This is a genomic window from Clostridium sp. JN-1 (assembly GCF_003718715.1).
Taxonomy (GTDB): Bacteria; Bacillota; Clostridia; order Clostridiales; family Clostridiaceae; genus Clostridium_AV.
The window spans coordinates 398,594-414,319 of the sequence record NZ_CP033465.1; the positions used below are offsets into that span (position 1 = coordinate 398,594).

The window sequence follows — 15,726 nt, forward strand, 5'->3', positions numbered from 1 at the left end:
ATCGGCTAGTTTTAGATTAATTTAGTACAATCAATTAAAAACTCACAAAAATATGTATTTCAAAGGAGCTACCGCTCCAAAAACATAGAAGAGAAGATGATGTATCAAATATTGTTGACAGTTATATACGTGATAAGGACAAACTTGACTCGTACGCAGAGGTATATTTGCAAACTGAAGGCACATTTAAAAAGTTTTTTACAGTTCTTAGCGAAGTCTTTTAGAAAAATTTTAGTAGATTATATATGTTTGAGTTTACGAGTTTATATAATCTGCTTAAATTTTCAAAAAACGAGCTTAGAAATGTTAAAACTTTTTTAAAGTGCTGAAGTTTGTGAGTATACCTTGGAGTATGAGTCAAGTTTGTCCTTATGATGCATATATCTATGAGCAATGCTTGATACACAAATTCCGGAAATTATGAATTTGTGGTCCACAAGTTGTAACTTGCATCTGATGGCATTCTCCAATCACCTCTAGGTGAAAGGCTTACACTTCCGACTTTAGGACCGTCAGGGATTGCAGAACGTTTAAACTGTTGGGTAAAGAATCTTTTTATAAATTTATTAAACCACTTGTCTATAGTGTCTTTATCATAATCTTCCTTAAATGCTTGATAAGCTAAAAATAGTATTTTTTGAGGTCTATTTGCATTCCTTATAAATTGATATAAGAAGAAATCATGGAGTTCATATGGACCAACTATGTCTTCAGTTTTTTGTGCTATCTTTCCATCTTTATCTTTAGGAAGTAGTTCAGGACTAACAGGTGTATCCAAAATATCCATTAGTATATCGGATGTTTCTTTATTGACTTCTTTTTGTGCTACATATTTTACAAGATATCTAACAAGTGTCTTAGGAACTGAGCAATTTACTCCATACATTGACATATGATCGCCATTATATGTGGACCATCCGAGGGCTACTTCAGATAAATCACCTGTTCCTATTACAAGACCACCTTCTTTATTTGCAATATCCATTAAAATTTGGGTTCTTTCTCTTGCTTGAACATTTTCATACGTTACATCAAGTTTTTGAGCAGGATGATTTATATCCTTGAAATGTTGAAGGCATGCAGGTACTATATCTATCTCTCTTAAGTTTGTACCGAGCATTTTGCATAAGTTTACTGCGTTGTTGTAAGTCCTATCAGTAGTTCCAAAACCCGGCATTGTAACAGTTATTATATTTTCCCTTGGAATTTTTAAAATATCAAAAGTTTTAATTATAACTAAAAGAGCTAAAGTTGAATCAAGTCCTCCCGATATACCTATTACTGCTGTAGTCAAATGTGTATGAGATATTCTTTTTGCAAGTCCTGAAGTTTGGATATTAAATATCTCCCTGCAGTGCAATTCTCTCTTTGTTTCGTTTGAAGGTACAAAAGGATGTTTATCAATAAATCTATCAAAGTTTTTGTAATCATTATTTTTAAATGAAAATTTAATTTCAAGCGGCTCAAAAGGTATAAGTTTTGAACTATCTCTAAAACTTATATTTTTTAACCTTTCATTATTTAATTTATCTACATCAATTATAGAAGTTTGAATTTGATTTTCTCTTTGAAATCTAGTATTTTCACTAAGTAAAGTTCCATTTTCAGCTGTAAGCAAATGACCGCTAAAAACAAGATCTGTACTTGATTCAAAAACTCCTGCAGATGAATATACATAGGCAGACATGCATCTAGCACTTTGTGTTTTTACAAGTTCTCTTCTGTAATCTGATTTACTTACAATTTCATTTGAAGCCGACAGATTTGATATTATATTTGCACCCATAAGGCTTAAATAAGAGCTTGGAGGTATAGTTACCCATAGGTCTTCGCATATTTCAAATCCAAACTTAAAATCATTATATGTAAATATTAAATTAGTTCCAAATGGTATGTCCTGCTGAAATGTAAAATCAACATTTTTATTTATAAGACCTATTCCTTCTGTAAACCATCTTTTTTCATAGAATTCAGTATAGTTTGGCACATAACTTTTAGGTACTATTCCAAGGACTTTTCCTTCAAATATTATGTATGCACAATTATATAAGCAGGAACTATACTGAAGAGGTGCACCTACAGCTATAAGTATATCTTTATCTATAGAAAAATCACATAAATCTTTAATTGCTTCATTTGATTTATCTAATAAGATCTGCTCACAAAAAAGATCTGCACATGTATAAGAAGTTATACTAAGCTCTGGAAATACTATAAGCTTACAGCCTTTTGTGACTGCTGTATCTATGCATTTTTTTATATTATTTAAGTTAAATTGTATATCTGCAACATTTGTCAAAGGACAGGCAGAAGCTACTTTTATAAAACTATAATCCGTCATTGATATCATTCCTTTCTTTAGAATCATTAATTATAATTATTGATTACAATACATTAATTGTCAATGTAAACACAGGTTTTTGTAAATATTAATTACGAATAGTGTATAAACTTTATAATATAAGAGAATTTAAGAAAGGGTTAGAAAGTAATATGTAGTGATAAATAGGATTATTTTAAATGATATTTAATGTCGCATTTTGTCTTATTTAAGGCTTTGTTTCTTGCAATAAATAGTGTATTATTAGAACATAAATTAAGAGGCTGGCATTAAAATATTATAAGAAGTAAATTTATAAGGGGGGGAACTTTATGAATAATTTTTTGATATTATGGATTGTAATTGCAATTGCAGCTTTACTCATCGATATATTTACAAGTAGTTTTTTCTTTGTCTGGTTTACAATAGGAGCTGTAGCGGCAATTTTTGCTCAGGTTCTTGGATATTCAATAATTGTACAAAGTATTGTATTTTTAATAGCGAGTAGTTTATCAATAGTAATTGGTTATCCTATAGTTAAGAAGAATATAAAGGCTACAGTAAAACCTACTTTACTTAGAGAACAAACGTATATAGGTAAAGAATTTATAGTAGATGAAAATATGATAGATAATAAGACAATAAGGATCGATGGAGTACTTTGGAGCTTAGAGAATATAGGAGAGAAGGTATTAAAGGGAGATAAAGTAACAGTTGTAAGGTTAAGGGGAAATAAAATATTAGTTAAAAAGATAAATAAATAAAGGAGGAGTTATAAATGTTAAAAATATTTTTATTAATTGTTTTAATTGTTTTGTTTTTAATTTTTGTTTTCTGTATAAAGGTTGTAAATACAGGATATGTAATTATAATAGAAAGATTTGGTCAATTTCATAGAATACTTAAACCAGGATGGCATATTATAATACCATTTGCAGATTTTGCAAGAAGAAAAATTTCAACTAAGCAGCGAATATTAGATATTCAACCTCAAAGTGTTATAACTCAAGATAATGTAAAGATATCAATAGATAATGTAATATTCTATAAGGTTTTGAATCCAAAGGATTCAGTATATAATATTGAAGATTATAAATCAGGTATAATATACAGCACTATAACAAATATGAGAAATATAGTAGGTAATATGACTTTAGATGAAGTTTTATCTGGAAGAGATAAAATAAACTCTGAACTTTTAAAAGTTGTAGATGATATTACAGATGCTTATGGAATAAAGATTCTCTCAGTTGAAATCAAGAATATACTGCCTCCTGCTGAAATACAACAAGCTATGGAAAAACAGATGAGGGCTGAAAGAGATAAGAGAGCAGTTATTTTGCAGGCAGAAGGAGAAAAGCAAAGTGATATAGCTAGAGCAGAAGGAGAAAAGCAAGCTAAGATACTTCAAGCAGAAGCTGAAAAAGAAGCAAATATAAAAAGAGCAGAAGGATTAAGACAATCACAACTTCTTGAAGCTGAAGGTAAGGCAAATGCTATAGAAGCAATAGCTGCGGCTCAGTCAGAGGCTATAAGGAAAGTTAATGCTGCAATACTAGAGTCAGGTACTAATGAGACAGTTATTGCATTGAAACAAGTTGAAGCTCTTCAGGAAATGGCTAAAAATCCTGCAAACAAACTCATACTTCCAAATGAAACTTTGTCATCACTAGGATCAATAGCAGCTATAGGTGAAATGTTAAAGGGAAATAAATAAGCTTTAGTAAGTTATAGAGAACGTACCTAGATTTGTGTAGATTAAATCTAGGTACGTTCTCTATAGAAATGTTCAAAAAAGGAATTGCCAACTAGAACTTGACACAAACCACAAACTAAACAATCTATTATTATGATATTTTATAAAAAGGAGTTGATGCTATGAACATTCTAAAAGAACTTATTATTAGAAGTGTATTAGTTGTTGTATTAAATGATGCCAAGTATTTATATTAAGTGAAATTATAGATTGAGGTGAATTACAAGAAGATATGTTAAGAACAAAAGTAGGAAGAAGAGGATTTTATGAAGAAGATAAAAAGTGGTTTTCAGATGATGCTATTTTAAAGTTAAAAAAAGCTCAAGAAGAAGTAAAATGGCTGCTTGATAGGGGATATAATACAAATGCTATAATGCAATTTGTAGGAGGCAATTATCAATTTTCAATAAGGCAAAGGGACGCATTGAGGCGATCAACGAGTTCAAAGGCTAAATGTCAAAAAAGGAAGTCAGCTCTTCTTCCTATTTCAGCGGTAAAAGATGGATGTATATATATAGATGGTTTTAACTTAATCATAACCATTGAGGTTGCTCTTTCAGGTGGAACACTAATACTTGGAAACGATGGAACCATAAGAGATGTGGCTGGCTTAAGAGGTACTTATCATATAATAGATAAAACCGATAAGGCACTTATACTTATTGGAAAAATGCTGCAAGAATTTAAGGTGCCGGGTGTTAAATTTTTTCTTGATGCTCCGGTTTCAAATTCAGGAAGACTTAAAACAAGGATATTGCAGCATTCATCAAGTTGGAAGTTTCACACAGAAGTTGAACTAGTATCAAATCCAGATACTATTTTATGTAAGATGGAAAGGATAGTAACAGCTGACTCTATAATACTTGATGAATGTGTAAGTTGGTTTAATATATCGAGAGAAATAATTAATAATTATATAAAAGATGCAAGAGTAGTGGATCTTGGTGGAAAATAACATACTTGTTATGATTTAATATATTAAAAATAAAGAAAAAATAAACTTCACTTGTGTAACCTGTGTTACATAAATTTACCATATATATGGTATAATGTTATTAAGGTTAAAAGTGAGGAGTGATTTTAGATGTCAAATATAGAAAACCTTAAAAGACAACATAAAGATATTAGAAAAGAAATGGATAATATAGATGCAATAATAAATAAAAGAGATTATGAAAACTACTTGGATGATTTTGTAATGTACGTAAATAATTTAGCAGGAAAACTGAATGTTCATTTAAATTCTGAGGATAAATTTTTATATCCAGACTTGATTAATGAAAAAGATTTAGAATTAAAAAATATTGCAAATAGGTATATACATGAAATGGGAGATATATCTAAAAAGTTTATGGAGTATAAAAATAAATTTAATACTAAAAGTAAAATAAATGAAAAGTTAGATGAGTTTGTACCTCAAACAAAAATTATAATTAGTCAAATAAAAAATAGAATTTCGAGAGAAGAAAATGAACTTTATAAGTTAATTTTGAAAAAATAATAATATTTTATTTATTGGAAAGAGAACGTACCTAGATTTGATTTACACAAATCTAGGTCCATTCTATTTTACATAAACCTATGGACGCTCATGGATGAGTATTTTGAATACTAATTCGCTAAATTATAACCTCACCTTCATTGGGAAGCAGCATACTTATTATAATTTTAACAAGTTTGGTTTTGTCTGCACCATTTCTCCCTACAAATCCACATACTTCACCCTTACTTATGGAAAGATGTCATCCAATACTTTTTTCTTTCCACGTTTTTTTAAAATGTGTTTTACCTCTAAAATCTTATCATTCATTTTAATTACCTTTTAAATATTTATTTGATATTCATTATAAAAGGCAAAAATATATTAAAAATAAAGAAAAAATAAATTCTTATATCCAGGTTTGATTAATGGAGAAGATTTAGAATTAAAAAATATTGAAAATAAGTAGATAAGAGTAGAGAGTATATCCAAGAAGTTTATGGATTATAAAAATAATTTTAATACTAAAAATAAAATTATTGAAAGTTTGCCGGCAATCAGTCTCTTTCTTTTCATTTTAGATATGTAAACAATGAATCTACTTTCCTTTTATCTTTAATTGGATCCATAACCATGCCTTTTATCCTACAAACTAATGTACTATTTTATATCATATAAAACAATATATTCAAAGATAAAATAAAAAAAAGGCTTATAGTTAGAATTACTACAAGCCTATATATATCAATATCTTAACCTATTTTTATGAATGTAATCTTTTAAATAAAATCGTATATTAGTTTAACTAAATATAATTACTATAAATATTTATTTGTAAATTAATTAAAAAATTATTACCACCTTGCATAAGCCATCTCCACTGGATTTAAATAAGAATATGTGCACCATGTTTGATGACTGCTTGTCCAACCATCTGCAAGTCTAAGATAATTACCATCTGAGTTATTTTCATATCCAAATACTACTATAGCATGGTCACCATATTTTTCATTATTATTAACACCAATTTTAACAGGATTACCATTCGATATATTGCTTTCTATTGTTTGTAATGGAGCACCATTTGAAATATAGTCAGATCCTACTGCAGGACAACCTACACTCTGAGCATATTGTAATAATCCATTATAAAAATCATTTGGGTAAGTTTCTATATTATAATCTGTTTTCATATCATCATAAAGTTTTCCAAAAACATTTCTTGCAGTATCATAATCAGTAGACATCTTATCGCTTGAACTAACTAAATTTGTTATTCCTCTTTGCTTATACCAGTACATTATAAGACTTGTTCCAGCAGTTGGAGCACAGTTACCTCCACCCCAAAATTGCCCTGTAGTATAAAAAGTAGCATTATCACAATATGGAACATCTGCTTTTTGATAAACTGTAGTCATTGGTTGCATTGAATTTTCACTGCTTATACTGGTCAAATTAGAGTCTTCTGTATTTGTAGATTTCATTTTATTTATGATGTTTATTGAATTTGTATCTCCTAAGTTTTGTTTGATTTTTTTATAGTCAGCTTTAAGTGTTGTTCTATTATCGCTGATTTTTTGTTTAGAAATTGCATCATAAAAAACATCTTTATTTAATTCTGTGTTTTTTACTAAAATGTTGTATGGAGATATAAAATAATACTTTTTATCTAATTTGTCAAAATTCTTATCATTTTTAAAGTTTTTATCAATTACTTGTTTCAAATAAAAACTTTCATCATAAGAAAATTCGGCTACTCCAGGAGTGTTAGCATTAGCATCTACTAAAATATGTCCTATAGCTTTATTACCTTGTTTTAGGTTAAATACATATGCATTTGGAATATCGTCGAAATCATACATCGTTATAACGTCTCCGATACTGACACCATTTTTCCATGGACAACTTTTATCTGTAGAAATTCTTGTTAATATAGTATGTTTAGCTAAAAGCTTAGCATCATTTAAACTAATATATTGACTGGTATTAGTATCTACCGAATTAGATTTAGCAGATACACTAAAACTACATGTAGAGAAAAGTAATACTAAAGAAAAAAAGAAAGCTAATATTTTTTTCATTGCGGTTCCTCCCTTATTCGTTGTTTGTAATTAACCACTTGCTAAACCCCGAACCCGTTAGAGTTCAAGGGTTTTCAAGCTATATCAAAAAGGATTTTCCTCATTTAATGTCGAATATATATTATTATCAAGAAAAAATATGCATTGAGAGGTATCCTTTATGAACAAATTAAAAAATCAAATTTATCTCTGCGATGTATTTGAAGAAGTTGAAGACTATTTTAAAGAAGATAAACCTAAATTCATCAAGCTTTTTGAGGAATATATTGATTTGGATGTATTAATTCCTCAAACATTTTTTAATGCTTATTATTCTTCAACTGGTCACCCAAGAGATTACTCTCTTTCTTCGATGCTAACCGCATTGATTGTCCAAAAATACTTGGTTTGTCTGAAACAAAAACATTTTTAAATATCTTGTGTCTCTCTAAAAAAATTAGGATCTTTTTGTAATTTTTCTAAGATTACTCGTGAATCTCAATTCTCAAGATTTAAAACTGATTTTATTGCTAATATTCAAGATTTTTTTAATCATTTAGTTGGTATTACCGAACCTATCTGTCGGCAACTGAATTCTAACCTATCAAAAATTATAATTGCTGATACTACCGGGATTAACACTTACGTCAAAGAAAATAACCACAAGTTTTTTGAAATCCTTTTGCGTACATGAAAATAGGCTAACAGTTACTGAAAGAACAAACAATATTATTAAAAATCCTCTAGGTCTATTGACCTTAAAGATAAATAAAACTGATTCTTTAAAGCCTAAATTATTTATTGCTGGTATAACTCAATTGATAGCCCTATTAATTAACTATAAAACCAATAATAAAAATAACGTTTTTTTAATAAGAAAATTAATAACTTAAAAATTTTTTTCAAAAAACTAAGTTCTTTTTGTCATGCCCTTTTTAACTGATTATCTAACATGAAATAATTCGACAAGCTTTATTCCGTTTATTTCCTGAAAACTATCTTAGTTTTGAAACCAGATACGTTGTTTATAATAATGGGAAATATATTAAATTATGTAATTATAGTAACATATTTTAAGAAATATGTAAGGTGTTCCAATATTATGCACCATATTTTATAGACAATATTATATTAAAGGTGTATAATCGTGTTGTAAGTTTTTATATTATAAGGAGGATATTACCCTGAAGTGGAAATATAAAATTATAACTTTAACTTTGGCAAGTAGTTTGTTATTACCAACTTGTGTATATGCTAAGGAGCTTCAAATACAAGACAATATTACAACTGATAAATCATGGTCTATAAAATTTAGTATTCCAATTGATACTAAAACATTAGATAAAAATATAAATATAACAGATAGTACAGGAAATCTACTTGATACTAGCTTGAATGTAACTGATAACAATAAAGTAGTTACGGTAATACCAAAGAAAACATATGTTCCTAATGAAACATATATTTTAAATGTAAATCAAAATGTTAAATCAGTTAAAGGAAAATCCATTGAAGAAAGTTTAGTTAAAAAGTTTACAGTTTCCAATATGTATAGTATAAATACTGAAAATGAGAAAATTATAAAAGAATTTCGTTCTCATTATGGGTATACAAATGAGGAATTGAAAAATATGAAAATTAAGTATTTAGGAAATGTTGAAGGTTATTTTATTTATTATGTACCTTTAAAAGAATCAGCTGATTATGGGAATAGTATGCAAAGTTATGAAGCAGACGGATATGTATTTCCAGCCGTAAGTATGTCAAGAATCATAGGTATTAAAGATAGCAAATTATATACATTAGGAAATTTGATATTTGAAACATCACTAAAGGATCATGCAGAAGAAGTATATAATTTATTAATAGACGAATTTAAAGATCTAAATAAAATACCTTATGAAATATAATTATATTATAAAAGTTGACAAAGTATGTTTATCAATAGTCTGATAAGAAGGTGTTTCAAAACTAAGTAATTAGTTTTGAAACACCCATTTTTCTATTAGTTACTTATGTATAACAAAAAGTAAATTGCAAACTAGAACTTGACACAAATCTATATTTAATTTAGCATTGACAATGCTAGAATAATATATTATTATAAATATAGGTGGTACGAACCACATGATGAGAGCTTAAAATAAAAAGAGATAAAATTATAATATAGTTAGTTTCGGGAGGCAAAAAAATGAAGCAATTAGATAAACACAGCAGAGTTCCACTATATTCTCAATTGATGGATATATTAATTGAGCAGATAGAGGGGTCAATGCAAGAAAATGATCAAATACCTTCTGAAAGGGATATATGCGAAAAGTATGATGTAAGTAGGTCAACTGTAAGGCAGGCTGTGACTGAGCTTGAGACAGATGGGTATATCTATAAAGTTCATGGAAAAGGAACTTTTGTAGCACCTAAAAAACTAAATCAAGATCTTATAAAATTTTATAGCTTTACAGAAGAAATGAAAAGAATAGGAAAAAAGCCAGTTTCAAAGGTTCTTAAATTTGAAGTAATAGGTGCTAATAAAAAAATAAGCAAAAAAATGAAAATTGATGAGGAGGAAGTTGTTTATAAGTTTACTAGACTTAGAATTGCAGATAACACTCCTATGATGCTGGAGACTAGTTATGTACTTTATGATAGGTTTCCAGGTATAACAAAAGATGATTTGGAAAAAGAAGCATTATATGATATATTGAAGAATAGGTTCAATGTAGATATAACGATGGCTGAAGAGACATTTCAGCCAGTTGCAACTAATGAAGAAGAGGCAGTTAATCTGAATATACCAAAGGAATCACCAAGTTTAAAAATTGAGAGATTTGCTTATAAAAATGATGATATAATAGAATACACTGTAAGTATAGCACGGGGTGATAAGTTTAAGTATAGAGTAAGATTAGAACGATAGTATTCTAGAAAAGATATCAACAATAGTTAATTATAGCTATTGTTAACATATAAGTAATTTTTTTAACACAACTGGTAATGACGTCATTACGATATGATGACGTGAAATAATAAAATGAATGAGAGGGCAATTTGATGGAAAAATTATTTAACATACCAACAGACCAATTAGAAAGAGCTGGAGGATATATTACAGCTGAAGAGATTCACCATCAGCCAAGGTTATGGGGAGAAACCATAGAGATGATAAAGAAAAACAAAGAAAAAATTTCAAAGTACATTGAAGAAAGGGTAAATAAAAAAGGTATAAGAATAATATTCACAGGAGCTGGTACATCTGCTTATGTAGGAGATACTGCAGCACCTTATTTATCCCAATTATTAAATATAAGAGTAGAAGCTATAGCTACTACAGATATAGTAAGTAATCCGGAGCATTATTTAGAAAAGGAGACACCAACTATATTAGTATCTTTTGCTAGATCGGGTAATAGTCCTGAAAGTGTTGCAACTTATGATCTTGCTGAAAAATTAGTAAACGATTTAAATCAAGTTGTGATAACTTGCAACAAGGAAGGAAACCTAGCTCTAAAAGCTAATGAAAATAAAAATAATCTTGTAATACTAATGCCAGATGAATCAAATGATAAAAGCTTTGCTATGACAAGTAGTTTTAGCTGCATGCTTTTAACAGCTTTACTTATATTTGATATGAAAAACTTAGATAAAAATTTAATAACTATTAAAACTATAATAAAAAATGGAGAAAAAATATTAGATAATGAATCGGATGAGATATTAAAACTTGTTAAGCTGGGATATGACAGAATAGTTTATCTTGGGTCATCATCTTTAAAAGGGCTGTCAAGGGAAGCAGCTTTAAAAAGTCTTGAGTTAAGCAGCGGAAAAATTAGTACAAGCTGTGAATCAGTGTTAGGTTTTAGACATGGTCCTAAATCCATAGTAAATGATAAAACAATAGTATTTATGTTTGTTTCAAATGATGAATACGCAAGAAAATATGATAAAGACCTTTTAAGAGAAATACACAATGACGAAGGAGAAAAAAAATTAATTGCTATAACGTACAACAATAATGAGGAAATAACAGGATTAGCAGATAAGTTGTTTGTTGTTAACAAAGATAAAGAAGAAGCTGTAGATGATGCATTTATATCTTTAAATTATATATTATATGCACAGATATTTGCACTCCTTTATTCACTGGAGTTAGGAATTTCACCTGATAATCCTAGACCTGATGGAACTGTTAATAGGGTAGTTAAGGGTGTTATAATACACGATTATATAAGATAAAAAAATTTAAAAATCATGGAGGGGTTAATTATGCCAAATATTTTATTAACTAGAATCGACAACAGACTTATACATGGACAGGTTGGAGTAACTTGGGTAAATCACTTAGGGGCAAACTTGATAGTGGTTGCTAATGACGAAGTTGCAGAGGATGAAGTACAGCAAAGTTTAATGGATATGGTTGTACCAGATGTTATAGGTACAAGATATTTTTCAATTCAAAAGACTATAGATGTCATTAACATGGCTGCAGATGATCAATTGATATTTTTAGTTTGCAGAACTCCTCAAGACGCATTAAAGATTGTGGAAGGTGGAGTTGATATTAAAAAGATAAATATAGGAAATATGCATTTTGCTAAAGGAAAACAACAAGTTACAAGCACTGTATCACTAGATGAAAGTGATAAGGAGGCATTTAGAAAGCTGCATAAATTAGGTGTTAAACTTGAAATTCGCAGGGTGCCAGATGAGAAAGCACAAGATATAACTAAATTTCTATAATAATATAAAATCCATAAGTTATTTACGTATATCAACAAAGGTAATGAAGCAAATCAAGGGGGGAATTTTATGTTAACTAAAGCAATACTAATTGGTATATGGGCTGGTATAGCAGGTGTAGACCTATTTGATGGTCTCCTGCATATACATAGACCGCTCGTAACCGGGGTTGTAGTTGGTCTAATTTTAGGAGATATGCATACAGGGATTATAACTGGTGCAACGTTAGAACTTGTTTGGATGGGAATGGTTCCTTTAGCAGGGGCACAGCCGCCTAACGTAGTTATTGGAGGTATTATAGGTACATCATTTGCAATATTAGCGCACCAAGATCCTAAAGTAGCTGTTGGTATAGCAGTTCCTTTTGCAATAGCTGTACAAGGTTTAATTACATTGTTATTTACAGCATTTTCACCATTAATGCATAAAGCTGACAAATATGCAGAGGAAGCTAATACATCAGGTATCGACAAAATAAATTATTTGGGAATACTGATGTTATTTGTATTTTATTTTATCATAGCATTCTTACCAATATATTTGGGCGCAGATTCAGCTAAATATATAGTTGAACTGGCACCAGATTGGTTATTAGGCGGATTATCTGTTGCTGGAGGTATAATGCCTGCTATAGGATTTGCAATGCTTTTAAAAATAATGTTAAAGAAAGAATATGTTGCGTTTTTATTAATAGGATTTATCATGGTAAGCTATGGAAAGATGCCAATATTACCATTGGCAATAATAGCAACTGCCATAGCACTGTATGATTTCTTTAGCAATAAAAACAAAGGTGAAAAGATTGCTAAAAAGGAGGTGCGTTCAAATGGAATCTAATATAGAAGGGTATCAAGATAAGAAAGTTGAAAAAGTAATAACTAAAAAAGATCTGAATAAAATGGCTTGGCGTTCATTCTTACTTCAAGGATCCTTTAACTATGAGAGAATGCAAGCCTGTGGGTGGTTATACAGTTTACTTCCAGGACTTAAGAAGATACACAAGAATAAGAAGGATTTATCTGATTCTATGAAGGACCATTTGGAATTCTTTAATACACATCCATTTCTAGTAACATTTATTATGGGTATAGTTATAGCTATGGAGGAAAATAAAGAGGATAGAAACACAATAAGAGGTATAAAAGTTGCTACTATGGGTCCTCTTGGCGGAATAGGAGATGCATTATTCTGGCTGACAGCCCTTCCAATATGCGCAGGTATAGGAGCATCGCTGGGAATGCAAGGTAATATTGCAGGTCCAATTATATTCTTACTTCTATTTAACTCAATTCACTTTAGTTTAAGATTTGGATTGATGCACTATGGTTATAATACAGGAACTAGAGCTATTAAAGCATTAAAAGAAAATACTAGGAATATATCACATGCTGCATCAATAGTTGGTATAACAGTTGTTGGTGGATTAATCGCATCATATGTAAATTTAAAAACTCCATTAATAATCCACGCTGGAAAAGCTAAGGTTGCCCTTCAAGCAGATGTATTAGATAAGATATTATTAGGCATACTTCCATTAGGTTATACATTTTTAATGTACTACTTATTAAAGAAAGGCTTCTCACCAGTTAAACTTATAGTAATAACTGTTGTATTAGGTGTATTAGGAAGATTTTTAGGCATTCTATAAGATTAATAATGATTAATTAAAACAAAGGTTTCATGACAGAAACCCTATCATTAAGCCAAGAAATTTATAATTGAATTTGCAGTTGAAGAAAGTGAGGAGATAGAAAGATGATAGGAATAATAATAAGCGGACATGGAAATTTTGCAACTGGAATGATGAGCCCATTAGAGCTTATTGCAGGAAAGCAGGAGAATTTAATAGGTGTAGATTTTACTATAAATGACAGTACTGAAACTTTAGAAACTAAGATAAAAAAAGCTATAGATGAATTAAAAAACTGCGAAGGAATATTATTTTTAACAGATATTGCTGGCGGATCACCTTTTAAAACTTGTGTTCTTTTGAGCAGAGAAATGGAAAATACTAAAGTTGTTGCAGGAACAAACCTAGGAATGTTACTTGAAGTAAGTTTAAATAGAGATAGTGTAAGTGTAGAAGAGCTAAAGAATATGGCTTTAAAGTCAGGAAACGATTCAATCAAAGCTTATGAAGCTAAGTCTAGAAAGCATGCTTCTAATAGTGGAATATAAAATTGGAGATGAATAAAAGTGTACTATGGAATAAAAGCTAAAAAAATTTACTGTGAAGATAGAATCTTAGAAAATGCAGTGATTGTAGTCAAAGATGGAATCATAGAAGACATTATAGAGGGAGAATATGATGGAAAATTAACCAACATATTAGACCTAAGAGAATACAATATAATTCCTGGTCTTATAGATTTGCATATACATGGTGCAAATGGATTTGACACAATGGATGCTAATTTTAAATCGCTTAACGAAATATCAAAATATCTTGCAGGCAAAGGAATAACTTCATTTTTGCCAACAACAGTAACTGATAACATTGAAAAAATAAAAAACGCAGTAATTAATATTCACAACTCCATTGGTAGAGTGGAAGGTGCTGAAATATTAGGCTCTTATGTAGAAGGACCATATATAACTAAGGAACATAAGGGTTCCCATCCCGAAGATTTAATAAGAGATGTAGATATAGCTGAAATAGAAGAATTAATACAGGCTTCACAAAATACAATTAAAGTAATGACTATAGCTCCAGAAAAGAAAAATGCTAAAGAAGGCATAAAATACTTAAGAAAAAAAGGAATACAGGTATCTATGGGACATACTAGTGCAACTTATGATGAGGCTATTGAGGCAATTAAGTACGGTGCGAATGTTGCAGTTCACACATTTAATGGTATGAGAGGTTTTAAGCATAGAGAACCAGGAATATTAGGAGCAGTCTTAACAGAAGATGAAGTTTTTTGTGAAGTTATATGTGATCTTGTCCATGTGCATCCAGCAGCTATAGATTTACTTTTGAGGTGTAAGAAAACTGGTAAGGTCGTGCTTATGAGTGATTCTATGCGAGCAGCTGGACTAGAGGATGGAAAGTATATGCTCGGGGCTTTAAAGGTTATAGTTAAAGATCATATAGCTAGGGTAGAGAGTGGTTCTTTAGCAGGAAGTACTACTAATATTTTAAACTGTGTTAAAAACATGGTAGAAAAAGTTGGAGTAAATTCAGTAGAAGCAGTAAATATGGCATCTTTAAATCCCAGCAAGCTTTTAGGGGTAGATGATGTTATAGGAAGTTTGAGAAAAGGAAAGAAAGCAAATTTTGCTGTTATAAATGATAATTTTGAAGTGTTTAAAACAATAATAAATGGACAAGTAGTAAATGAGAGGTAAAAATCTGCATTTGTGGAGGTAACTT

The 15,726-nt window shown here is 29.7% G+C and carries 15 protein-coding genes and 1 pseudogene; 13 read left to right on the forward strand and 3 right to left on the reverse strand.

Annotated elements, in window-relative coordinates:
• Positions 1 to 418: 418 nt before the first annotated feature.
• Positions 419 to 2,347 carry an NAD(+) synthase gene (locus EBB51_RS01945; protein ID WP_190285346.1) on the reverse strand — a complete coding sequence of 643 codons (1,929 nt, stop codon included), beginning with the start codon at positions 2,345 to 2,347 and terminating at the stop codon, positions 419 to 421.
• A gap of 305 nt (positions 2,348 to 2,652) precedes the next feature.
• Between EBB51_RS01945 and EBB51_RS01950 the strand changes: the two genes are divergently transcribed.
• The 4 genes from EBB51_RS01950 (at position 2,653) to EBB51_RS01965 (ending at position 5,577) form a co-directional block, all read left to right on the forward strand.
• Positions 2,653 to 3,084, forward strand: a complete 432-nt coding sequence (locus tag EBB51_RS01950) for an NfeD family protein (RefSeq protein ID WP_123052897.1) — start codon at positions 2,653 to 2,655, stop codon at positions 3,082 to 3,084.
• 14 nt (positions 3,085 to 3,098) lie between these two features.
• Positions 3,099 to 4,037 carry an SPFH domain-containing protein gene (locus EBB51_RS01955; protein WP_123052898.1) on the forward strand — a complete coding sequence of 313 codons (939 nt, stop codon included), beginning with the start codon at positions 3,099 to 3,101 and terminating at the stop codon, positions 4,035 to 4,037.
• Between the two features lie 271 nt (positions 4,038 to 4,308).
• Positions 4,309 to 5,031 (forward strand): DUF434 domain-containing protein, encoded by a 723-nt coding sequence (locus tag EBB51_RS01960; RefSeq protein ID WP_123052899.1) that lies wholly within the window; start codon positions 4,309 to 4,311, stop codon positions 5,029 to 5,031.
• Positions 5,032 to 5,160: 129 nt separating this feature from the next.
• Positions 5,161 to 5,577: a hemerythrin domain-containing protein gene (locus EBB51_RS01965; RefSeq protein WP_123052900.1), complete on the forward strand. Its 417-nt coding sequence runs from the start codon at positions 5,161 to 5,163 to the stop codon at positions 5,575 to 5,577.
• A gap of 121 nt (positions 5,578 to 5,698) precedes the next feature.
• Here EBB51_RS01965 and EBB51_RS01970 read toward each other — a convergent pair.
• Together EBB51_RS01970 and EBB51_RS01975 are read right to left on the reverse strand one after the other, a co-directional pair.
• Positions 5,699 to 5,886 (reverse strand): annotated as a pseudogene (locus EBB51_RS01970) (ATP-binding cassette domain-containing protein); the annotation flags it as partial.
• A gap of 524 nt (positions 5,887 to 6,410) precedes the next feature.
• Positions 6,411 to 7,637 carry a C39 family peptidase gene (locus EBB51_RS01975; RefSeq protein ID WP_123052901.1) on the reverse strand — a complete coding sequence of 409 codons (1,227 nt, stop codon included), beginning with the start codon at positions 7,635 to 7,637 and terminating at the stop codon, positions 6,411 to 6,413.
• A gap of 160 nt (positions 7,638 to 7,797) precedes the next feature.
• Between EBB51_RS01975 and EBB51_RS01980 the strand changes: the two genes are divergently transcribed.
• The 9 genes from EBB51_RS01980 to nagA all read left to right on the forward strand — a co-directional run bounded on the left by EBB51_RS01980 (position 7,798) and on the right by nagA (position 15,701).
• Positions 7,798 to 8,049 (forward strand): hypothetical protein, encoded by a 252-nt coding sequence (locus EBB51_RS01980; protein ID WP_123052902.1) that lies wholly within the window; start codon positions 7,798 to 7,800, stop codon positions 8,047 to 8,049.
• 796 nt (positions 8,050 to 8,845) lie between these two features.
• Positions 8,846 to 9,526: an Ig-like domain-containing protein gene (locus EBB51_RS01985; RefSeq protein ID WP_190285303.1), complete on the forward strand. Its 681-nt coding sequence runs from the start codon at positions 8,846 to 8,848 to the stop codon at positions 9,524 to 9,526.
• A gap of 281 nt (positions 9,527 to 9,807) precedes the next feature.
• Positions 9,808 to 10,533, forward strand: a complete 726-nt coding sequence (locus EBB51_RS01990; protein ID WP_123052904.1) for a GntR family transcriptional regulator — start codon at positions 9,808 to 9,810, stop codon at positions 10,531 to 10,533.
• 134 nt (positions 10,534 to 10,667) lie between these two features.
• Positions 10,668 to 11,849 (forward strand): SIS domain-containing protein, encoded by a 1,182-nt coding sequence (locus tag EBB51_RS01995; RefSeq protein WP_123052905.1) that lies wholly within the window; start codon positions 10,668 to 10,670, stop codon positions 11,847 to 11,849.
• A 30-nt stretch (positions 11,850 to 11,879) separates the two neighbouring features.
• On the forward strand, positions 11,880 to 12,353 hold the full coding sequence (gene agaV, locus EBB51_RS02000) for a PTS N-acetylgalactosamine transporter subunit IIB (RefSeq protein WP_123052906.1): 474 nt from the start codon (positions 11,880 to 11,882) through the stop codon (positions 12,351 to 12,353).
• A 69-nt stretch (positions 12,354 to 12,422) separates the two neighbouring features.
• Positions 12,423 to 13,190, forward strand: a complete 768-nt coding sequence (agaW, locus tag EBB51_RS02005) for a PTS N-acetylgalactosamine transporter subunit IIC (protein ID WP_123052907.1) — start codon at positions 12,423 to 12,425, stop codon at positions 13,188 to 13,190.
• The gene (locus EBB51_RS02010; protein WP_123052908.1) at positions 13,180 to 14,001 is read left to right on the forward strand and encodes a PTS system mannose/fructose/sorbose family transporter subunit IID; all 822 of its coding nucleotides are present in this window, start codon (positions 13,180 to 13,182) and stop codon (positions 13,999 to 14,001) included. Before agaW ends, EBB51_RS02010 begins: the two co-directional genes overlap by 11 nt.
• Positions 14,002 to 14,108: 107 nt before the next feature.
• The gene (agaF, locus tag EBB51_RS02015) at positions 14,109 to 14,531 is read left to right on the forward strand and encodes a PTS galactosamine/N-acetylgalactosamine transporter subunit IIA (protein WP_123052909.1); all 423 of its coding nucleotides are present in this window, start codon (positions 14,109 to 14,111) and stop codon (positions 14,529 to 14,531) included.
• An 18-nt stretch (positions 14,532 to 14,549) separates the two neighbouring features.
• Entirely contained in the window at positions 14,550 to 15,701 is a 1,152-nt protein-coding gene (gene nagA / locus EBB51_RS02020; RefSeq protein ID WP_123052910.1) for an N-acetylglucosamine-6-phosphate deacetylase, read from the forward strand.
• The last annotated feature ends 25 nt before the right edge of the window (positions 15,702 to 15,726 follow it).

Coding starts and splice junctions, on each gene's coding strand:
- EBB51_RS01950 (WP_123052897.1), top strand. CDS start 2,653: ATGAATAATTTTTTGATATTATGGATTGTAATTGCAATTGCAGCTTTA.
- EBB51_RS01955 (WP_123052898.1), top strand. CDS start 3,099: ATGTTAAAAATATTTTTATTAATTGTTTTAATTGTTTTGTTTTTAATT.
- EBB51_RS01960 (WP_123052899.1), top strand. CDS start 4,309: ATGTTAAGAACAAAAGTAGGAAGAAGAGGATTTTATGAAGAAGATAAA.
- EBB51_RS01965 (WP_123052900.1), top strand. CDS start 5,161: ATGTCAAATATAGAAAACCTTAAAAGACAACATAAAGATATTAGAAAA.
- EBB51_RS01975 (WP_123052901.1), bottom strand. CDS start 7,637: ATGAAAAAAATATTAGCTTTCTTTTTTTCTTTAGTATTACTTTTCTCT.
- EBB51_RS01980 (WP_123052902.1), top strand. CDS start 7,798: ATGAACAAATTAAAAAATCAAATTTATCTCTGCGATGTATTTGAAGAA.
- EBB51_RS01990 (WP_123052904.1), top strand. CDS start 9,808: ATGAAGCAATTAGATAAACACAGCAGAGTTCCACTATATTCTCAATTG.
- EBB51_RS01995 (WP_123052905.1), top strand. CDS start 10,668: ATGGAAAAATTATTTAACATACCAACAGACCAATTAGAAAGAGCTGGA.
- agaV (WP_123052906.1), top strand. CDS start 11,880: ATGCCAAATATTTTATTAACTAGAATCGACAACAGACTTATACATGGA.
- agaW (WP_123052907.1), top strand. CDS start 12,423: ATGTTAACTAAAGCAATACTAATTGGTATATGGGCTGGTATAGCAGGT.
- EBB51_RS02010 (WP_123052908.1), top strand. CDS start 13,180: ATGGAATCTAATATAGAAGGGTATCAAGATAAGAAAGTTGAAAAAGTA.
- agaF (WP_123052909.1), top strand. CDS start 14,109: ATGATAGGAATAATAATAAGCGGACATGGAAATTTTGCAACTGGAATG.